The following is a 20,129-nucleotide window of genomic DNA, read 5'->3' as shown; positions in this document are numbered from 1 at the left end:
AAGCCCCGCATAGCCAAGAGACAGAGTGGAATATCCGCCGTAAAGCAGCTTGTCAATGGTTTCGCCCTTATTCAGTCGGCCCAGCGCGCCATACTGCCACAGGATGGGAGCCGCATCGGAGAAAGTGCCCTTGAGCCGCTTGTGGCGGCACATCAGCGCTTGGTAGCAAAGCGCAAGCCTCTTGGAAAAAACCTCCTCAAAGCGGTCCATATCTCCGCCGGAGGACAAGGCTACATCCACCAGATTGATGGTGACAACGCCCTGATTGAACCGACCGTAATACTTGGGGCTTCCCGTCTCCGGGTCCACATAGGGCGTAAGGAATGAACGGCAGCCCATGCAGGTGTAGCAGTGGCCCTGCCCATTTTTATCAATCTTGTTCTGAAGCATCACCTTTTCGGAAATATAGTCCGGCACCATCCGCTTGGCAGTGCATCTGGCCGCCATCTCCGTCAGGTAGTAATAGGGTGTTCCGGGGCGGACATTGTCCTCCTCCAGCACGTAAATGAGCTTGGGGAACGCCGGGGTGATCCACACGCCCGCCTCGTTTTTCACGCCCTGATACCGCTGGGTCAGCGTCTCTTCGATAATCACCGACAAGTCCCGCTTGGTCTGAGTGTCGGACACCTCGCCCAGATACATGAACACCGTCACAAACGGGGCCTGCCCGTTGGTGGTCAGCAGCGTCACCACCTGATACTGGATGGTCTGCACGCCCCGGCGGATTTCCGCGCGAAGGCGCTTTTCCACAATCCGGTTCAAAACCTCCCCCTCGGGATGGCCGCCCATGGCGGCGGCCTCCGCCAGCACGTCGCCCCGGATTTTATCTCGGGAAACCTGCACGAAGGGCGCCAGATGGGCAAGGGAAATGGACTGCCCGCCATACTGGCTGGAGGCCACCTGCGCGATGATCTGGGTGGCGATGTTGCAGGCGGTGGAAAAGCTGTGAGGCTTTTCAATCAGCGTGCCGGAAATCACCGTTCCGTTTTGCAGCATGTCCTCCAGATTGACAAGATCGCAGTTGTGCATGTGCTGAGCGTAATAGTCCATATCGTGGAAGTGAATCACGCCATCCTCGTGGGCCTGCACAACTTCCGTCGGCAGCAGAAGCCGCTTGGTAATATCCTTGGACACCTCGCCTGCCATATAGTCCCGCTGGACGGAGTTCACCGTGGGATTCTTATTGGAGTTTTCCTGCATAACCTCTTCGTTGTTGCACTCGATGAGGCTGAGAATCTGATTATCCGTGGTATTGGCAGCCCGGGCCAGCGTCCGGGTATAACGATAGCGAATATAGCGCTTCGCTGTTTCATAGGCGCTGTGGCGCATCAGCTCCGTCTCCACCAGCTCCTGAATTTCCTCCACGTTCAGCGTCCGGCCAACCTTCTCCGCCGTAGTCTCGACATTCAGCGCGATTTGCTCCATCTGCGCATGGGACAGCTCCGGCGTCTGCCCGTCCGCAAAGTTTGATTTTTCCACCGCCGCCGCGATTTTCTCCCGGTCAAAGCCCTCTTCACTGCCGTTTCTTTTAATAATTTTCATGATTTTCTGCCGCTCCCTTTTGTCGAAAAGCCAAAATAGTTCTTCCCAACTTACTTTTATGTCAACCAAACGGTTTTGTAACAACCACATTATATAGTGTATTAATTCAATTTGCAATACCCTATTTAGTATTTTGGTTAGAAATCTCCGCAACTTCCCGTCTCGCCTGCGCTTCGGCGAAGCGGTGGTCTGCCCTGTGCTTGGCCCAGAGGTAGCAGAGCACATGGATTAAAAGAGTCACTATCCATGAGACGGGATAGGACCAGTAAACGCACTCCGGCGTGTGATACGCCGGAATCTGAAAGACCGTGGCAACCCACACAAGACGCAGGACGCAGGCTCCCATCAGCGACACCATCATAGGCATCACGGAGTAGCCAATGCCCCGCAGAGCGCCCACCATCGTGTCCATCATGCCGCAGATAAAATAGGTCCCGCAGATGATGCCAAGGCGCACAAAGCCAGCCTCCACCACCGCCGGGTCCCCGGAGTAGATGCCAAGCAAAAGCCGTCCTGCCTGCCACGCACCCACGCCCAGCACCAGTCCCGTGGCGGTTACGCAGCCCAGCCCCGTCAGCAGAATGCGATTGACGCGGTCCATCCGCCCCGCGCCTACGTTCTGGCTGGTAAAAGACAGCGTTGCCTGATAGACGGCGTTCATCGCCACGTATACAAACCCCTCGATATTGCTGGAGGCGGCGCTGCCTGCCATGACAATCTCGCCCAGAGAGTTGACGGAGGACTGGATTACCACGTTGGACAGCGAAAAAATGATGCCCTGCACTCCGGCGGGCAGACCCACCCGCAAAATACCCAGAAGCTGCTCCTTGTAAAAGCGCAGCGCCCGCAGTTCCAGACGAAAGCTCCCCGTCTCCCGCATCAGGCAGGAAACCACCAGCGCCGCGGAAATACACTGGGACACCACGGTGGCGATGGCCACCCCCGCCACGTCCAGATCAAACACGATGACCAGCAGCAGATTCAGCGCCACGTTCACAATGCCCGCTAGCAGCAGGTAATACAGGGGGCGACGGGTATCTCCTTTGGAACGCAGAAGACCCGCGCCGAAGTTATAGAGCATCAGGGCGGGCATCCCCAAAAAGTAGATCCGCAGGTACAGCACCGCCAGATCCAGCACGGCGGGAGGCGTCTGCATCCAGACCAGCACCTGCCGCGCCATGGCGATGCCCATCACAATCAGCGCCATTCCGCTGCAAAAGGCAAGAAGCATGGTGGTGTGGATCGCGCGGTGGAGCTCCCGCTCCCGCTTTGCCCCGAAATACCGGGCCGCCAGCACGTTTGCGCCCACGGAGAGCCCGACAAACAAATTTGTCAGCAGATTGATCAGCGCCGCGTTGGACCCCACCGCGGCCATGGAGTTGTCCCCGGAGAACCGTCCCACCACAATCACGTCCGCCGCGTTGAACAGTAACTGAAGCACACCGGAGGCCATCAGAGGCACGGCAAAGCGCAGCATTTTTTTCAGAATCGGTCCGCTGCACATATCAATTTCATAAGCCTTTGACTTCAACATAGGGTTTGCTGTCTCCTTGTTTTCATGCTTTTGCACGGCGTTCCCGCAAAATTCGCGGCGGCAAAGGCTGCCGCCGCGAGTTGCCGGGGTGCTTTTATCAATCATCAGATTCCATTCGCCAGCGCATCCAGCGTTTTTCTCAAATCCTCAGGGTCATAGGGCTTGCGCACAAAGCCTCTGGCCCCCAGGCGCAAGGCCTTTTCCTCGCTGTCCAGATTATCCGTTTGGGAAAGCACCAGCACCGGAATGTCCCTCAGAGCCGGGTCCTGCGCCTTCTTTTGCAAAAATTCGTACCCGTCCATAATCGGCATGATGATATCCAGCAATACCACGCCGATGTTTTCCCCGCTGCGCAGAGCATCCAGCCCCACCTTGCCGTTGGACGCTTCCAAAATGCTGTATTGGGAGGAGAGCATCTTCTCCAGCACCAATTGATTCACCCGGTTGTCCTCCACAATTAAGAGCTTGGGGCAGGTACGGCAGCCCAATACCTGCGGCTGCCGGGGCAGCCCGTCCTCCTCTCTGGGGACGGCGGAGGGAACCATGCAGCCAAACTCCGCAGGCAGCTTCAGTAAAGAGATATCCCGGAACAGTGCCAAAAACAGCTTGCGGCTGTCCTTGCGCCCCATATAGCAGACACTGACCATCAGACTTTTCATCCGGTAGGAATCCATATACCTCCGAATCACCAGCTCCTGCCTATCCCCCGTTTCCGAAGCGGCGTCCATCGCGCCGAGAAACGCGGGACGGTCCCGTTCCTCCAGCCAGTCGGTAATCAACTGCCCGCTGCGGAACAAAAGCTCGGGAGAACTTTCCATCAGGCGGTAATACCCATCGTTCACGCTGAGGATCTCCGCCGCGTCGCCAAACTGCTCAAACATGGCCGCAGCGTCCATTCTCCCCCGCATCATCCTGTCATAGGTCTTCACCGCATCCCACACGGCCCGGGTGTCCGCCGTCTTGTCAAAAATCCGGGGCCGCTCGAGCGCGGAAGCCGACCGGTAGCGCTCCAGCAGGGAGAAAAAATCATTCTTGGGGACAGGGCGGGAGAAATAATACCCCTGCACCCGGTCGCAGCCGATAGAGCGCAGATAGTCCACATGAGTTTGTGTCTCCGCACCCTCCGCCACCACGCTCATCTCCAGCCACTTGGCCATGCGCACGATGCTGCTGACCACGCAGTTGGTCCGCTCGTCGCTGCCAACGCTGCGAATAAAGCCCATGTCCAGTTTCAAAGACGACACCGTCATGTTCATCAGCATATTGAGTGAGGAGTAGCCGTTGCCAAAATCGTCAATCAAAACGGCAAAGCCCGCCGCGTTGAGCTGCCGGGTCAAATCCAGCATCTGCCCCGGGTCCTCCATATAGACGCTTTCCGTCACCTCTATCCGAAAGACGGCGGGGTTCACATCGTACTTTTTCGCAAGCCCCGTCAGCAGCCCACAAATATCCGCGCTGTAAATATCCAGCCGCGACATGTTGGCAGAAATGGTCACTTCGGGATAGCCTGCCGCCTTCAGTTCTGCCAGATATTGAAATACCCGCTCCCATACATATTGGTCCAGCCGGTTAATAAAACCGTTTTTTTCAAAAATAGAGATAAATTGATCGGGGGGAATCAACCCACGCTTGGGGTGATCCCAGCGCACCAGCGCCTCTGCCGACACTGGCGCGTTGGACGACAGGCTGAAAATCGGCTGGAGATACACCTGAAACTGGCCCTGCTCCAGCGCCTCATACATCCCGGAGGCCACCTCCTGCTCCCACAGCAGGTTTCGGCGCAGCTCCTCGTCATATAGGGCCACGCTCTTGTCGCTGCGGCCGGAAACGGTTTCCTGCGCGATTTGTGCGCGGTCGCAAAGCTCCGCCACCGGAAGCGCGGGGTCATCAATTTCATAAACGCCGCAGCACAGATGCAGCGCATATTTCAGGTGCAGCCGCCCCATCAGTTCGGCGCCCAGCCGGTTGAAGCGGGAAAGCTCCAGTTCCTCCGTGCGGCACAGAAGCACAAAGCGGTCCCCGCCCACGCGGCCCACGTGAACCGCACCTCGCATTCCCATCAGCTTTGCCGCCAGATTCCGCAAAAGCTGGTCGCCTGCGGCCCGGCCGAAAAGATCGTTGAATACCTTAAAGCGGTCCATGTTTAAAAAGATGATAGACAGCGACCGGGGCCGCTTATCCTGCTCCATTTCCGTCAGCGTGTCCCGTGCCTTTTTTAAAAACGGTTCCCACTGCAACACGCCGGTCAGCGGGTCCAAATCCCGATCTCTCCAGAAAAGATTCACGAGGTTCTGCACCTGGCAGGAAAGAATGTCAGGCTCTCTAGACTCCTCAAAAAACGCGGCGGCGCCAAGGCTCAGCGCTTTCAGCTCGTCCTCCTCCGGCCCCATGGCAATCACGGGGATGGACTTGAGCAAACGGTTCGTATGAAGAAAGTGCATCACATCAAACCCGCTGAATTCAAACAGGCGGCATTGCAGCAGAATTGCGGCAAAGTCCTGACGCGTACGCAGGATGTCCACCGCCATCTCTCCATCCAGCGCAGACGTTACGCAAAACGTGCCATGCAGGACCCCTGCGGTCTGCTGACGGCGCTCTCCGTTTCCATCCACCAGAAGAATTTTCTGTTTCTTCCGCGTGTCCTTCACATCTCTCCCTCTCCTCCGGCGGGACGAAACCGCCCCGTTTTCTTATCTGCCCACCGCATCAAATGCCCGGCGGTCAGACCCAGCGCCAACCCCAGCACCGCGCCGGCCAGCACGTCGCTGGGCCAGTGCACATATAAATACAGCCGTGAAAAAGCAATCAGGGCCGCCAAAATCAAGACGGGCCCCAACAGTCTGCCGCGCTTCTCCGACAGCAGAGCGCCCACCGCGGTAAAGGACGCCGCCGTGTGCCCGGACGGAAACGACCAGTCCTGCGGGCGGGAAATCAAAAGCGTTACCGCGGGATTCATGTCGCAGGGCCGCACCCGGGCAATCAGCGGCTTGAGAATCCCGTTGCAAAGCAGCACATCCAAAAACAGCGCCAGCGCCAAAACCGCGCCGGTATGCCGGTATCTCCGCGTAAAAAGCAAAATTGCCGCCAGCACAATCCAGATTTCTCCGTGATTACACAGCGCACTAATCAGCGGCATAAACCCGTCCAAAAGCTCTGTCCGGCAATTCTCCTGTATCCAGTTTAAAACGCTGAACTCAAGCGCTCTCACCCGCACACCTCTCCCGTACGGCCGACGCAACATTGGCTGCGCCGGACAGTCTTCAAAACTCCGTACAAAGCAACGTCGTCCGCTGTGGTCATTGTATCATCTGCTACCAATTTTGAAAAGGATTATTTATGCGCAATTCCACCAAAGACAAACGAGTTTCAACCGCTTTCCCTTAAATTTTGCTAAATTATACGTTTTGCACAAAAATGCAAAAATATTTTGGGAATACAGTTGACATCCCCTTTATATCGTGATAGGATACCTCAAAATTGGATCGCTCAGATAGAGGCGCGAGGTTCATCAGTACCGCGAGTAAAACGGCAGGCAGCCGCCGCGGAAAAGGGGACATCGCCGAAGGGTTTTGGAGCTGCCTGCTCCAAGATACCTGGGCTGTCGGGGAATACCCGCCGGACTGTCACATTTTTTGTGAAGCGCTATCATGGCTGAATCGGGCAGTATTGCCTGCTTTTTCCACGGGTCGCTTTGCGTCAAAGCGGCCCGTTTTTTGTCGTTCTCTTTTGCGGCAGGGAGAGGGATATTGCACATCAGCCGCCACAAAATACCATTGGTTGAAAGGAAGGAAAATTTTTATGAAGAAGTTTTTTGCTCTTGTTCTGGCTCTGGCCATGACCGCATCTCTTGCCGCCTGCGGCGGCTCCGCTCCAGCGGCCTCCGGCTCCAGCGCGGCTGCCGGTTCCTCCGCATCCTCCGCTGGCGGTGGGGTTCCCTCCGGCGTGGAGGACGGCGTGCTGACGGTGGCCATGGAGTGCGGCTACGCACCCTATAACTGGTCCCAGCCGGACGACTCCAACGACGCCGTCCCCATCCGGGACACCAATGAATATGCCAACGGTTACGACGTAATGATGGCCAAAAAGCTCTGCGAGGCCAACGACTGGAAGCTGGAAATTGTCCGGCTGGAGTGGGAATCTCTTGTTCCCGCCGTTCAGTCCGGCGCCGTGGACGCGGTGATCGCGGGCCAGTCCATGACGGCTGAGCGGGCGGAGCAGGTGGACTTTGCAGGCCCCTATCTGTACGCCTCCATCATCTGCCTGACCAAGGCCGACAGCGCCTTTGCAAACGCCAAGGGCATCAGCGACCTCACGGGCGGCTCCTGCACCAGCCAGCAGGGCACCATCTGGTATGAAACCTGCCTGCCCCAGATTGAAGGCGCCGATATGCGGACGGCGGCCGAATCTGCCCCCGCCATGCTGATGGCGCTGGAAACCGGCGCGGTGGACTTTGTGTGCACCGACATGCCCACCGCGCAGGGCGCGATGGTTGCCTATCCCGATTTCAAGCTGCTGGACTTCTCCGGTTCCGGCGATGACTTCACGGTTTCCGACGAGGACGTGAACATCGGCATCTCCGTTATGAAGGGCAACACCGCTTTGAAGGACGCGATGAACTCCGTCCTCTCCGGCATGACCGCCGACGATTTCAATGACCTGATGGCGCAGGCCGTGGCGGTGCAGCCCATCGGGGCCTGAGCATTCCTGTCCGGGCGCGCCCGCTGAATACTGAGGGAACGAGGAACCCATTATGGACTGGTCAAGATTTGCACAACTGGCCTCCGACATTGCCGATCTCTGGGCCAAATACGGCACGGTGAGCTATCTGGGCGGCATTTGGCGCACGCTGATTCTCGCCGTGGTCGCCACGTTAATCGGCTGCGTCATCGGCCTTGGCTGCGGAATTTTGCAGACGATTCCCCACGCTAAGTCCGACCATCCCGTCAAGCGGGTAGGTTTGGGGCTTGTGCGGGTGCTGCTGCGAATTTATATCGAGGTTTTCCGTGGCACGCCCATGATTTTGCAGGCGGTATTTATTTATTACGGCCTTCCCTATTTCACCAACAACTCCGTCCGCTTTGAGAACATATGGACTGTGGCGATTCTGGTGGTATCCGTCAATACCGGCGCGTATATGGCCGAGTCCGTCCGGGGTGGCATTCTCTCCATTGATCCCGGCCAGACGGAGGGGGCAAAGGCCATCGGTATGACCCACTTCCAAACCATGTTGGGTGTCATTCTGCCTCAAGCCCTGCGAAACATCATGCCCCAGATCGGCAACAACCTGATTATCAACATCAAGGACACCTCCGTAATGTTTATCATCGGCTTTACCGACTTCTTTGCCGCCCACAAGGCGATTTCCGGGGCCACTTTCACCTATTTTCCCTCCGCCACCATTGAAATGGCGGGCTATCTCACCATGACGCTTGCCGCCTCCTTCCTGCTGCGGTGGATAGAGCGGCGGATGGACGGGTCCGACAGCTACGAGCTGGTGCAGACCGACTCCTTGACCATGACCGCCGGAACCTACAATCATCCCGGCAGGGGCAGCAATTTTGACGAGCACAGCAAGGAGTACCGGGAAAACAGCAAGCATTCTCCCAAAAACGGGGACTCCGCTTCGAGAGGAGAGAACTGACATGGGCGAGACGATTCTTGAAATCCGCCATCTGGGCAAGGCCTTTGGCAGTCATCAGGTACTGCGGGACATCGACTTCACCGTGGAGAAGGGGGATGTGACCTCCATTATCGGCTCCTCCGGCTCCGGCAAGTCCACCCTGCTTCGGTGCGTAAACCTGCTGGAAACCCCGACTTCGGGCGAGATTCTCTTCCACGGAAAAAACATGGCGGACCGGGGCGTGGATGTGGCCGCGTACCGTTCTCGGGTGGGAATGGTGTTTCAGTCCTTCAATCTGTTCAACAACATGACCGTTTTGAAAAACTGCGTGGTCGGGCAGGTGAAGGTTCTGAATAAGGACCCGGAAGAGGCCCGCACCGCCGCGCTCAGGTATCTGGATCGGGTGGGTATGGCCCCCTATATCAACGCGAGACCCCGCCAGCTCTCCGGCGGACAGAAACAGCGGGTGGCCATCGCCAGAGCCCTTGCCATGGAGCCGGAGGTTCTGCTGTTCGACGAGCCCACCTCCGCGCTGGACCCCGAGATGGTGGGCGAGGTGCTGGACGTGATGAAGGATTTGGCAAGAGAGGGCATGACCATGCTGGTGGTAACCCACGAGATGGCCTTCGCCCGGGACGTAAGCAGCCGGGTGGTGTATATGAATCAGGGCGTTATCTGCGAGGAGGGCACGCCGGAGGAGCTTTTGGGCAATCCCCAAATGCAGGAGACCCGGGACTTTCTCTCCCGCTTTCGCAGCGTGTAAGCGGCAGGAATTATCTCCGCTCTCTACGCGCCTTTTCAAAAACAAAAAGAGCTTGAGGATTTTACGTCCTCAAGCTCTTTTTTATTACGACAACCGCTCCGGCGTGTGCACCGCCACGGTGACGCCCGTATAGTAGTGCGTAATGATCTCCTTCCAGTCCTTGCCGTCCTTTGCCATCTGCTGGGCGCCATATTGGCTCATACCCACGCCGTGGCCGTACCCGGTGACGAAGAAGACGATTTTCCCGTCCTCCACCTCCGCTTCAAAGGTGGAAGAGCGCAAGGAGAAAATGGTGCGCAGCTTCGTCCCCCGGACGCTGATTCCGCCCACGGTGACGGACTCCACATTGCTATCCTCGCCAACAGTCCAATCCTTCATCCAGCCCGAGGCGGAGCCGGACAGGTCCGCCTCCGGATACGCGGCCAGAAACAGCTCTTTAAACCCCGTCGGAGTAAACTCCGCGCGACTGTAATAATTGGGGACGCTCTCGCCCTCGGGGCTTTCCACGCTTTGAAGATAGGGAAGGTCGTCGGTCCACACCTCGCCCGCCCGTTTTGTGGTCCCGGCGGAGGAGGAGTGAAATACCGCCAGAATAGGCTGCCCGCCGTATAGAATTGTCTGCCCGTCGGTGAGGGCAACGGCGTTTTCCACCTTCGCCTCGTAAGTCTTGGCGCTGTCCCCCCAGTTGGAGGCGGCGGTTTCCTTATCAAGATATGCCTGACAGCAGGTATGATCGCCGCAGATGTCCGCCGTGTCGCCGTGGTTTCCCCCGGAAGCCATCTTATACATCGTATAGGTCCGTGCCGCCACCGCTTGGGCGCACAGGGCTTGCTGCTCGAAGGAGGCAGGCATCTCCGCCCGCACCACGCCCTGAAGATATTCCCCCATGGTCATGGTTTTCACCTCGTCCCCCAGCAGAACGCGGATGGTGTAAGACCCGTCCGTCTCCCCTTGAGGAAGCAGCTCTATTTCCGGCTCTTCCGGCCTCAGCTCCCGCTTCGTCCCCGCCTCCGCCTCCCGCCGGACCACATGGGTCGTCACGGTAATCAGCGGCAGCAAAAAAAGCAGGCCCAGCAGCACCGCCGACATACCCAGATACCGTCTCATCTCGTTTCCTTTCCCGCTCGTTCAAAAGGCATTCACCTCTTGAACAGCCTGTACACTTTCCATAAATTGATCGAAGTACGCCCGCAATCCGCGGTTTCTTCAGCATATGCGCGGAAGACGAAAAACAGTCCTGCGCATAAATTGTCGAATTTTACGGCGTTTGATTATACCATGGATTGTCCGAAACGGCAACCATGCGGGCTGGTGCGTTTTCCCCGGCGCGGTGTGGACAAACCGCCACCGCTGGCGTATAATGGCCCCAGATCACTCTCCGTCCGAATCGGCAGGCCGCGCCGGGAACCCGCACGGGCGCGGCTCCTCCGCAAAAGAACCCCAGCCCTCTGTGCGGAGAGGGACGAAGGATATTTGCCTACCATACAGGCCCGGTAAGATCGGGCGGACGCGGAGCTATTTACAAACTGTGCCGGGCGCAACGTCCCGGCTTTTGAGGAGGACCCGGATGAAACACACCACGGCTATGGCTGTTTTGGCGGCGGCGGGCGGCGCGGCGGCCTTTTTTCTGCGGTTGGCGCAGGCGCGCACCGGCTTGATTCCGGAAACCGGACTGAGTACCCCCGGAAATCTCTTCGGACGACTGCTGTGGGTTCTGTTGGTCTTTCTGGGCGTAACGCTGTTTTTGCTGGTCCGCCGTCTGCCTGACCGCCGCCCCGACCCCCGTCCGTTTCAGGATGTCTTTTCCGCACAGGGGGCCGCACCCCTGCTGCTGTCCGGCGTTTTCCTGCTGGCCCTTTCCGGGGTGGTGGAGGTGCGGGCCGCGCTCTCGGCTCCCCTGTGCTTTCCCGGCGGCGGAGCTCTTCCGGCAGGCGTTGCGCTGGCCTGCGGTGGACTGACGGTGCTATCCGCCCTGTGTCTGCTGCCCGCTGTTTTTTCCGCTGCGGCGGGGCGGCGCTCTCGCCGCCGCAGCGCTGCGCCGGCGGTTTTGCTGCTGCCCGCCCCGGTGGCGTTGGTGTTTCATTTGGTGTTGGACTATCGCGCCCGGGCCGCAAACCCCGCGCTGGAATCCTATGCGCCAGAGCTGTTGGCGCTGGGCTTTGCCGCGCTGGCCTTTTTCCGCCTGTCCTCCTTCGCGTTTGAGGACGGGTCCGCGCAGGTCTTTTCTTTTTTCGCCGGGGGCAGCGTCATTCTGTGCGCCGCCGCGCTGGCGGGCAATCGAAGCCTTTCCCAGTATGCGCTGCTTGGCGGCTGCGTTCTCTTTTTTCTGGGGCTTCTCCTCTCCCTGCGGCCCGATCCGATTCGCAGGCGCGTGGGAGATGCGGAAGAAGAGGCGTCGCCATGATCTTCTGCGGGCTGCAAACGCTGTCACTGGTGGACTTTCCCGGCAAGGTGGCGGCAACGGTGTTCACCGGCGGGTGCAATCTCCGCTGCCCCTATTGCCACAACGCCCGTCTGGTCACCGCGCCCGCTGACGCGCGGGAGCACTATGAGGAGCGGGAAATTCTTGCGTTTCTTTCCTCCCGGCGGGGACTGCTGGACGGGGTGGTACTCTCCGGCGGGGAGCCGCTGCTTCACGAAGACCTTTCAGACTTCGCCGCCCGGGTAAAGGCCATGGGCTTTGCGGTAAAGCTGGACACCAACGGCTGCTATCCGCAGCGGCTTCGCGCTCTTCTGGAAACGGGAAGCATCGATTATGTGGCTATGGATATCAAGAATAGCCTACCCAAATACCCGCTGACCGTGGGCGTTTTGGGCTTTGACACAGCCCCGGTGGCGGAGAGCGCCGCGCTTTTGATGGATGGCCCGGCAGACTATGAGTTCCGTACCACACTGGTGCGGGAGTTTCACACTCCGGCGGACTTGCTGTCCATCGCCCAATGGCTGAAAGGGGCGCGCCGCTATTTCTTTCAAAGCTTTATGGACTCCGGAGAACTGATCGGCTCCGGACTGCACGGCTTCTCCTCCGATGAAATGCGCGCCTTTGCTGAGACTGTCCGCCCTTTTTACGGAGAGGTTTCTCTCCGGGGCGTTGAGTGAGTCAACGCAAGATTCCGCCCAATCTCGCTTCTTTCGACACAAAGGGACTTTTTTCGAAACCGCGCTCTTTTTTAACTTTACTAAATCTGGATGATTATTGGCATTTTTTATGAAATAATCCACAAGATATAGAGGTATTTCTAATTGACTTCCCCCAACAGCCCCGCTAGAATAAGAACGGAAGGGCGCTTCGGCGCCTTTCCGTTCTGACGGTATATGGGCCTATCTTTGATACGCTGGCGGTGGCAGGGCAGTTTGTCCGGCGCCGCGAGGCGGGAATACTTTAAGAGAGTGTGGGAGCGGTATGTATCGAGTTTTGAAGCGGGACGGCAAGGTCGTGGACTTTGCCCTGTCCAAGATCAACGTGGCCATCACCAAGGCGTTTGACGCCGTGGGAAAGGACTACAACCCCGACATCATCGATCTTTTGGCGCTGAAGGTCACCGCGGATTATCAGGACAATATCAAGGACGGCTCCATTTCCGTGGAGCAGATTCAGGACAGCGTGGAAAACGTCCTCATTAAGGCCGGATACAGCGACGTTGCCAAGGCATACATCCTGTACCGCAAGCAGCGGGAGAAAATCCGAAATTTGGGCTCCACTGTGCTGGACTACAAGGATTTAGTGAACAACTACCTGCACATCAACGACTGGCGGGTGAAGGAAAACTCCACCGTCACCTACTCCGTGGGTGGGCTAATCCTGTCTAACTCCGGGGCCATCACCGCCAACTACTGGCTCAGCGAGATTTACGACGCGGAGGTAGCTCAGGCCCACAAAAGCGGCGATCTCCACATTCACGATTTGTCCATGCTCACCGGCTACTGCGCCGGGTGGAGCCTGAAGCAATTGATTCAGGAGGGCCTTGGCGGCATTCCCGGCAAGATCACCTCCTCTCCCGCAAGTCATCTCTCGACCCTTTGCAATCAAATGGTAAATTTCCTTGGAATTATGCAGAACGAGTGGGCCGGGGCGCAGGCGTTCTCCTCTTTTGACACGTATCTGGCCCCCTTCGTGCGGGCGGACAACCTCTCCCAAAAAGAGGTGAAGCAGTGCATCCAATCCTTTGTGTACGGGGTGAACACCCCGTCCCGCTGGGGCACGCAGGCTCCGTTTTCCAACATCACGTTAGACTGGACCGTCCCTGCCGACCTTGCGAACCAGCCCGCCATTGTGGGCGGCAGGGAGATGGGCTTTACTTACGGGGACTGCAAAAAAGAGATGGACATGGTGAACCGCGCTTTCATTGAAATCATGGTGGAGGGCGACGCGGACGGTCGGGGTTTCCAATACCCCATTCCCACCTACTCCATCACAAAGGACTTTGACTGGAGCGACACGGAGAATAACCGTCTCCTCTTTGAGATGACCGGGAAATATGGAACTCCCTATTTCTCCAACTACATCAATTCAGACATGGAGCCATCGGACGTGCGCAGCATGTGCTGCCGCCTTCGGCTGGATTTGCGGGAATTGCGGAAAAAATCCGGCGGCTACTTTGGCTCCGGCGAATCCACCGGGTCCGTCGGCGTGGTGACGGTCAATCTGCCCCGCATCGCGTATCTTGCCAAGGACGAGGCGGACTTTTACCGGCGGCTGGACAAGCTGATGGACGTTTCCGCCCGCAGCCTGAACACCAAGCGCACCGTCATCACCAAGCTGCTGGACGCGGGATTGTACCCCTATACCCAGCGGTATCTGGGGAGCTTTGGCAATCACTTTTCCACCATCGGCCTTGTGGGCATGAACGAAGCCGCGCTGAATGCCGCGTGGCTGCGAAAGGACTTGACATCGCGGGAGGCCCAATCCTTTGCCAAGGACGTGCTGAACCATATGCGGGAGCGGCTCAGTGACTATCAGGAGCAGTATGGCGACCTTTACAATCTGGAGGCCACCCCCGCCGAGTCCACCTCCTATCGGCTGGCAAAGCACGACACGGAGCGGTTTGGAGACATCATCACCGCCGCCAAGCCCGGCGACGCCCCCTATTACACCAATTCCTCCCACCTGCCGGTGGGGTACACTTCAGACCTGTTCGACGCGCTGTCGGTGCAGGATGATTTGCAGACCCTCTATACCTCCGGCACCGTGTTCCACGCGTTTCTGGGCGAAAAGCTGCCGGACTGGAAAGCCGCTGCCGCGCTGGTGCGCAAAATCGCGGAAAACTTCAAGCTTCCTTACTATACCCTCTCCCCCACCTACTCCGTCTGTTCCCAGCACGGATATCTCACCGGCGAGCATTTCACCTGCCCCCACTGCGGAAAGCCCGCCGAGGTTTACAGCCGCATCACCGGCTATTACCGCCCGGTGCAGAACTGGAACGACGGCAAGGCGCAGGAATACAAAGACCGCAAGCTTTATGAGCTGGGAACGGCCTTTAAACCCCACGCGCCAAGCTCCGCCGCGCAGACCGCCCGGCCCGTGCCAGGCCCCGCCGCCTTTCCTTCTGCACAGCAGCCCGCTCCGGAGCAAAGCTCCACGGTTCGGGCCATGCGCGACGCGGTGGACGAGCTGCTGCTGTTCACCACCAAAACCTGTCCCAATTGCAAAACCGCCAAAGAGGGCCTTGAACAGGCGGGACTTGCCTACACAGTGCTGGACGTGAGCGAGCATCTGGACCTTGCCCGGAAATACCGCATCATGCAGGCCCCCACGCTTCTGGTGCGCCGGGGGGACAAGATGGAAGCGGTTTCCGGCGCGCCCAATATCTGCAAGCTTGCCGCCGCGCTTTGACGGTGCTTGTACCGTCCGCTTTTATAAAAAAACCCCCGCCGCAAAAGCGGAAAGTCACAAGGACAAATTTTGAACCCAGTCAAAAGGCAAACTAAATACGGGAAAAAAGACGCAGAGGAAGTTGTTGTAAAAACTTCCTCTGCGTCTTTTTTGGTATTTTAAATTGCTATTCATCGGCAAACCGATAACCAACGCCGACTTCCGTCAAAATAAAGCGTGGATGCGTCGTGTCTTTTTCAAGTTTTCGGCGAAGATTGGCCATAAAGACCCGCACGCTCTTGCTGTCTCCTCCCTCATAACCCCAGATCTGTCTGATAATATAATTATGCGTCAACACCTTGCCTTGGTTGGATATGAGCAAAAGGAGTGTTTTATATTCCGTCGGCGTCAGATGAATCTCATTATTAGACACGAGTACTCGACGCTTTTCATAGTCCACCGTCAGCCAGTCGCAGGAAAACACGGAGTCTCCGTCTGTCGCTCCATTTTTCTCCAGCAGCCGCTCAACCACCCGGATACGCGCCATCAACTCCCCCATATGAAAGGGCTTTGTAATATAATCGTTGGCACCCAGATCCAGCGCGGTAATTTTTTCCGTTTCCTGCCCCCGTGCGGAAACAATCAGAACCGGCGTATCCGAAAAGGTCCGCAGCTCGCGAAGCAGATCCACACCATCACGGTCGGGCAGACCAAGATCCAGCAGGACGATATCCGGTCTGTGAGAAGTAAATAAGAATAAGCCCTCCGCCGCCGTTTCCGCGATCAGGACAGCATAATTCTCTTTGGAAAGAGAGATATCAATAAAATGTGAGATATATTTGTCGTCCTCTATAACAAGGATGATTCGTTTTTCACTCATCAGTCTCCTCCATGGGCAGGGCAAACGTAAAAACAGAGCCCTTTGGCACGTTGTCCGACACAGAGATCGTACCGCCATGCGCCTCAACGATTGTCTTACAAATTGAAAGCCCCAGTCCCAGTCCCTGGCGTCCGTCTACAATATCGGACTCCTGGGTGACAAAACGTTCAAACAGGCGGCCGCGGATCGCATCTGGGATGCCATTTCCTGTGTCCGCCACAGATACCGCCAAATCACTTTCCGCATGTACGGTCAAAGAAATTTCACTGTCGGACGGCGTATGCCGGACAGCATTTTCCAACAAATTGATTACGACCTGCGCAATCAACTTGCCATCCATAGGCGCCGTTACCACATCCTCCGGCAGTTTCACATGGAGATGCCGATCACGCAGGAGCCGTTCCGTATGCTTAACCGCCTCGCCGATTACGTCGTCGATGACCTCATCCTGTTTGTGTAGCACAATCTTTTGCTCGCTGATTCGGGTCATGCTGAGGATATTCTCCACCAGATCACTGAGCCAGACGATTTCTTCGCTAATGTCTGAGGCAAGCTTTCTGCGTTCAGCGTCGGAAAGTCTGAAATAGTTGTCGGCCAAAAGGTTGCCTGCACCGGAAATTGCCGTCAGCGGACTGCGCAAGTCGTGGGCCACGGACCGAAGGAGCGTGCCGCGCTGCTGCTCCCGTTCCATTGCCATGCGGATTTTCTCCCTGTCGGTTACAAGGATCTCCCGCTCCAGCGCAATCCCAAGCTGCGCGCAGACCGCCTGCACAATCAGAAGTTTTTGTCCGCTGGGCCGAGTTCCCGAAAGCTCCAGTCCGCCCAGCATTCCGGAAGCCCCGTTGATTTCAAAGCTCTGGGGAACCGTCTGCCGAACGCCTAAAAACACCGTGCAGTTCAGGCCCACGTATTCCTGAACAAGGGCTTCGGCTTTCCGAACGACGCTTTCCTTCCCGCTGGCGGAGAGAAAGTCTGACGCGATGCCATACAGGATTTTAGCTGTATGCTCATTTTCGCTTGCCAGCTTCATTTCCCGCTGCAAACGGGAGGTAATCATCCCCGAAACAATTCCCGTGGCAACAAAGAACACCAGCAGCATCAGGTCGTTGGGGCTGTAAACAAAAAACGAATAGTGGGGTTCGGTAAAGAAAAAATTGAACAGCAGAGCGCACAGAAGCGCCGCACCGATCGCCCACCCAAGGCTGCTGGTGAACACCGCTGTAACCAGAACGCCAAGCAAAAACATCATGATGACGCTTTCGTTCCCCACACCCAGCCGGGCCAACAGAACCGCCAATACCGTCGCGATGCCGATGGTCACAACCGCTTTTCCCGCATTTTTGATCGTGACAGTCCCCTCCTTTGCTAATTTGTGTTGCTGATCATTTTTAGTATATCCTTTTGTTCGCCCGCAACAATAATATGTTTCTGTTTTTGGAACACGTGATCAGCACTAATAAGCGGCAGAATGTGTTTTCCGCATCGTACGCCGATTACATTGACGCGATGCTTGGTGCGCACGTCCAGTTCCCGAATGTTGCACCCAACCCAGCTTTCCGGCGGTTCCACTTCCATGATGGCGTATTCGGGGGAGAGTTCAATATAGTCGAACGCGCCTTTTGCCGAATACCGGACGGCAGTTCTCTGGGCCATGTCTCTTTCCGGGTAAACCACATCATCGGCGCCTATTTTTTTAAGCAGATCGGCGTGAATCTCGCGGTCCGATTTGGAAACGACATACGGCGCTCCCAGTTCTTTCAGCAGAGAGGTAATCTCCATGGAAGACTGAAAATTGTCGCTGATGCACACGAAGCATACATCAAAATTCCGTACGCCCAATTCCGCAAGCACATCTCGGTCCATGCAGTCTCCGATCTGAACACGGGTGACGAAAGGCTCCAGCTTCCGGACGGCTTCCTCATTCACATCCACAAGCATAACCTCATTATGCAGCTCAGTTAGTTTCATCGCAAGGTTTTTTCCGAAGCGTCCCGCTCCTATTACAAGCATTGATCTCATTTTGCGCGTTTTCCTTTCTTGATCAACCGGCAATGATTTTGCCGACAGGATTTTTTAATTTTCCGTTATGTCCGGGTCGTGTGACCGCCATAAAAACCGTCAGACTTCCCACGCGCCCCGCGTACATTAAAAGGATAATTGCAATTCGGGACAAGGCTTGAAGCGTAGGCGTAATCCCCACGGTGAGCCCCACCGTGCCAATGGCGGACAACGTTTCAAAAGCCGCCGCGGTCAGTGACTGTTCCTGCGCACACAAAATCAGAATCCCTCCCGCCGTCATAACAAGATAGACTGCCGCACCGCAGAAGGCGCGGCGTATGGCTTCTGATTCCAGCCGGAAGTGAAACAAATTTACATCCTCCCGCGCTCTGAGCTGAGCCAAAATGGAAGCGACCATCACGGCAAACGTTGTCACTTTGATGCCGCCTCCAGTACCGCCGGGCGCGGCACCAATAAACATCAACAGCATGGTAACAAATTTGCTGCCATCCGAGAGAGAAGCGATATCAACACTGTTAAACCCTGCTGTTCTCGGGGTGACCGATTGAAAGAAAGCCGACAGTATACGCGTACCCGGATTCATGGAACGCATCGTTCCGTTGTATTCCAGACTGGCAAATGCGGCGGTTCCAATCAGCAAAAGCGCCAGAGTGGAAAAGAGCACGGCGCGGGTATGCAGATGCAGATTTTTGAAGTGAAAGCGGCTTTCTATCAAGTCATTCCACACGACAAACCCGATGCCGCCTGCAATAATCAGCCCGGCAATGGTGAGGATGATGAGAGGGTCGTCATAAAAACTTGTCAGGGAAGAAAACGGCGACCGCACGCCCATCAGGTCAAAGCCCGCATTGCAAAACGCGGACACAGAATGAAACACGGCAAACCATAAACCTTGACCTGCCCCGAACATCGGGACAAAGCGAATTGCCAGAAGCAGTGCGCCGATTCCCTCGAAAAGTGCGGTGCCGATCAGCATCCGCCGCACCAGCCGGACCACGCCGCCTACCTGCATGGAGCTGACCGCCTCTGCCAGCAGAGAACGCTCACGCAAACCGATGCGTCTGCCTACGGCAAGGGAGAACAGGATGGCAACTGCCATAAATCCAAGTCCCCCGATTTGAATCAGCAGCAGGATCACAGCCTGGCCAAAATAAGAAAACTGCGTCCAGGTATCATAAACCACGAGACCGGTGACACACGTCGCGGATGCGGAGGTAAAAAGTGCGTTTAAAAACGGAATTTCCAAACCGCTGCGGCTGGCAATTGGCAGACTTAGAAGCAGCCCGCCAATCAGAATTAGCATTGCAAATCCAAAGGAAAGAATTTGAGTAGCACTCCATCTTTTGGTATTCATCTTCCGACACCCCCTAATTCCGCCAGCAGCGGGACAACAGATTCCTCCACACTAAGAAGCCTACTCACTCCCATCGCCTCAAAGATGCTTTGCAGATTTGGCGTGCTGCACCGCGCAATTATTATAATTCCGGGATCTGCCTGCCTGGCCATATGACAGAGCGCCAGATTAGCGCAGTCGTCATGCGATAAGGCAACCAAGGCGGAATACAGACTGTCCTCCGGAAAAATGGGATCTATAAGAATTTTGCATTTCATTCCGATTTTATGTATTTTCTCCTCGACTTCCGGCGCTCCATAGATGAGGATGCCTTGATTCGCTCGCCCCTGCGGGCTGTCGAGGATTCCGCCCCTTTCTATAAACTCATCCAGATGCCGCATGACAAGAAAGCCAAGCACAAGCAGTATGACGGTGGTAGCAGCCAGCAAAATTGTCATGAACCCGCCTCCTTTCCGTATTACGATAACAGAAAGAATGTAAGGATAGTGTCCTCTTTTTCAGGGCGGTATTATTTTTGTATAAAGAAAGAGAACGATGAGCAAAAGGCCCTGCGGGAGGCTATTCCTAGCAGAAAAATATTGCTTAAACAGTTCAAGGCGGACAGC

General features: G+C 56.5%; 16 protein-coding genes and 1 riboswitch. Of the genes, 6 read left to right on the top strand and 10 right to left on the bottom strand.

The window, feature by feature from the left end; translation table 11 throughout:
* The 4 genes from nrdD to RTK01_RS02935 all read right to left on the bottom strand — a co-directional run.
* Positions 1–1,542, bottom strand: a 1,542-nt coding sequence (gene nrdD, locus RTK01_RS02950) for an anaerobic ribonucleoside-triphosphate reductase (RefSeq protein ID WP_312279548.1), incomplete at its 3' end; no start/stop codon positions are given.
* Positions 1,543–1,663: 121 nt separating this feature from the next.
* Positions 1,664–3,076, bottom strand: coding sequence for an MATE family efflux transporter (locus RTK01_RS02945; RefSeq protein WP_312279547.1), 1,413 nt, complete (start codon positions 3,074–3,076; stop codon positions 1,664–1,666).
* A gap of 104 nt (positions 3,077–3,180) precedes the next feature.
* Positions 3,181–5,724, bottom strand: a complete 2,544-nt coding sequence (locus tag RTK01_RS02940; protein WP_312279546.1) for an EAL domain-containing protein — start codon at positions 5,722–5,724, stop codon at positions 3,181–3,183.
* Complete coding sequence (locus RTK01_RS02935; RefSeq protein WP_312279545.1) at positions 5,721–6,284, bottom strand: phosphatase PAP2 family protein; 564 nt, start codon at positions 6,282–6,284, stop codon at positions 5,721–5,723. The genes RTK01_RS02940 and RTK01_RS02935 overlap by 4 nt, the downstream gene beginning before the upstream one ends.
* Positions 6,285–6,559: 275 nt before the next feature.
* Positions 6,560–6,729, top strand: a riboswitch (Lysine riboswitch).
* Positions 6,730–6,874: 145 nt separating this feature from the next.
* Here RTK01_RS02935 and RTK01_RS02930 point away from each other — a divergent pair.
* From RTK01_RS02930 to RTK01_RS02920, 3 genes are read left to right on the top strand one after another with little or no spacing between them, the layout of a single operon-like run.
* Positions 6,875–7,774: a transporter substrate-binding domain-containing protein gene (locus RTK01_RS02930; RefSeq protein WP_312279544.1), complete on the top strand. Its 900-nt coding sequence runs from the start codon at positions 6,875–6,877 to the stop codon at positions 7,772–7,774.
* A gap of 52 nt (positions 7,775–7,826) precedes the next feature.
* Positions 7,827–8,717, top strand: coding sequence for an amino acid ABC transporter permease (locus tag RTK01_RS02925; RefSeq protein WP_312279543.1), 891 nt, complete (start codon positions 7,827–7,829; stop codon positions 8,715–8,717).
* Between the two features lies 1 nt (position 8,718).
* Positions 8,719–9,459, top strand: a complete 741-nt coding sequence (locus tag RTK01_RS02920) for an amino acid ABC transporter ATP-binding protein (protein ID WP_312279542.1) — start codon at positions 8,719–8,721, stop codon at positions 9,457–9,459.
* A gap of 84 nt (positions 9,460–9,543) precedes the next feature.
* Here RTK01_RS02920 and spoIID read toward each other — a convergent pair whose 3' ends face one another.
* Positions 9,544–10,566, bottom strand: coding sequence for a stage II sporulation protein D (gene spoIID / locus RTK01_RS02915; RefSeq protein WP_312279541.1), 1,023 nt, complete (start codon positions 10,564–10,566; stop codon positions 9,544–9,546).
* 460 nt (positions 10,567–11,026) lie between these two features.
* On the opposite strand from spoIID, the gene RTK01_RS02910 reads away from it, so the two are divergent.
* The 3 genes from RTK01_RS02910 to RTK01_RS02900 all read left to right on the top strand — a co-directional run bounded on the left by RTK01_RS02910 (position 11,027) and on the right by RTK01_RS02900 (position 15,292).
* Complete coding sequence (locus tag RTK01_RS02910) at positions 11,027–11,863, top strand: hypothetical protein (RefSeq protein WP_312279540.1); 837 nt, start codon at positions 11,027–11,029, stop codon at positions 11,861–11,863.
* Positions 11,860–12,558: an anaerobic ribonucleoside-triphosphate reductase activating protein gene (locus RTK01_RS02905; protein WP_312279539.1), complete on the top strand. Its 699-nt coding sequence runs from the start codon at positions 11,860–11,862 to the stop codon at positions 12,556–12,558. The genes RTK01_RS02910 and RTK01_RS02905 overlap by 4 nt, the downstream gene beginning before the upstream one ends.
* A gap of 304 nt (positions 12,559–12,862) precedes the next feature.
* Positions 12,863–15,292 (top strand): ribonucleoside triphosphate reductase, encoded by a 2,430-nt coding sequence (locus RTK01_RS02900; RefSeq protein WP_312279538.1) that lies wholly within the window; start codon positions 12,863–12,865, stop codon positions 15,290–15,292.
* Between the two features lie 166 nt (positions 15,293–15,458).
* On the opposite strand, the gene RTK01_RS02895 is transcribed toward RTK01_RS02900, so the two are convergent.
* Genes RTK01_RS02895 through RTK01_RS02875 form a run of 5 tightly spaced genes read right to left on the bottom strand, consistent with a single transcriptional unit; the run spans position 15,459 to position 19,961 of the window.
* Positions 15,459–16,151: a response regulator transcription factor gene (locus RTK01_RS02895; RefSeq protein ID WP_312279537.1), complete on the bottom strand. Its 693-nt coding sequence runs from the start codon at positions 16,149–16,151 to the stop codon at positions 15,459–15,461.
* Complete coding sequence (locus RTK01_RS02890) at positions 16,144–17,472, bottom strand: ATP-binding protein (RefSeq protein WP_312279536.1); 1,329 nt, start codon at positions 17,470–17,472, stop codon at positions 16,144–16,146. The genes RTK01_RS02895 and RTK01_RS02890 overlap by 8 nt, the downstream gene beginning before the upstream one ends.
* A 44-nt stretch (positions 17,473–17,516) precedes the next feature.
* On the bottom strand, positions 17,517–18,170 hold the full coding sequence (locus RTK01_RS02885; protein ID WP_312279535.1) for a TrkA family potassium uptake protein: 654 nt from the start codon (positions 18,168–18,170) through the stop codon (positions 17,517–17,519).
* A gap of 22 nt (positions 18,171–18,192) precedes the next feature.
* Positions 18,193–19,524, bottom strand: coding sequence for a TrkH family potassium uptake protein (locus RTK01_RS02880; RefSeq protein WP_312279534.1), 1,332 nt, complete (start codon positions 19,522–19,524; stop codon positions 18,193–18,195).
* Positions 19,521–19,961 carry an NAD-binding protein gene (locus tag RTK01_RS02875; protein WP_312279533.1) on the bottom strand — a complete coding sequence of 147 codons (441 nt, stop codon included), beginning with the start codon at positions 19,959–19,961 and terminating at the stop codon, positions 19,521–19,523. The genes RTK01_RS02880 and RTK01_RS02875 overlap by 4 nt, the downstream gene beginning before the upstream one ends.
* Between the last annotated feature and the right edge of the window lie 168 nt (positions 19,962–20,129).

It is taken from the genome of Oscillibacter sp., from assembly GCF_031978065.1.
Lineage (GTDB): Bacteria > Bacillota > Clostridia > Oscillospirales > Oscillospiraceae > Oscillibacter.
This window is presented reverse-complemented; position numbering and strand designations above follow the sequence as displayed.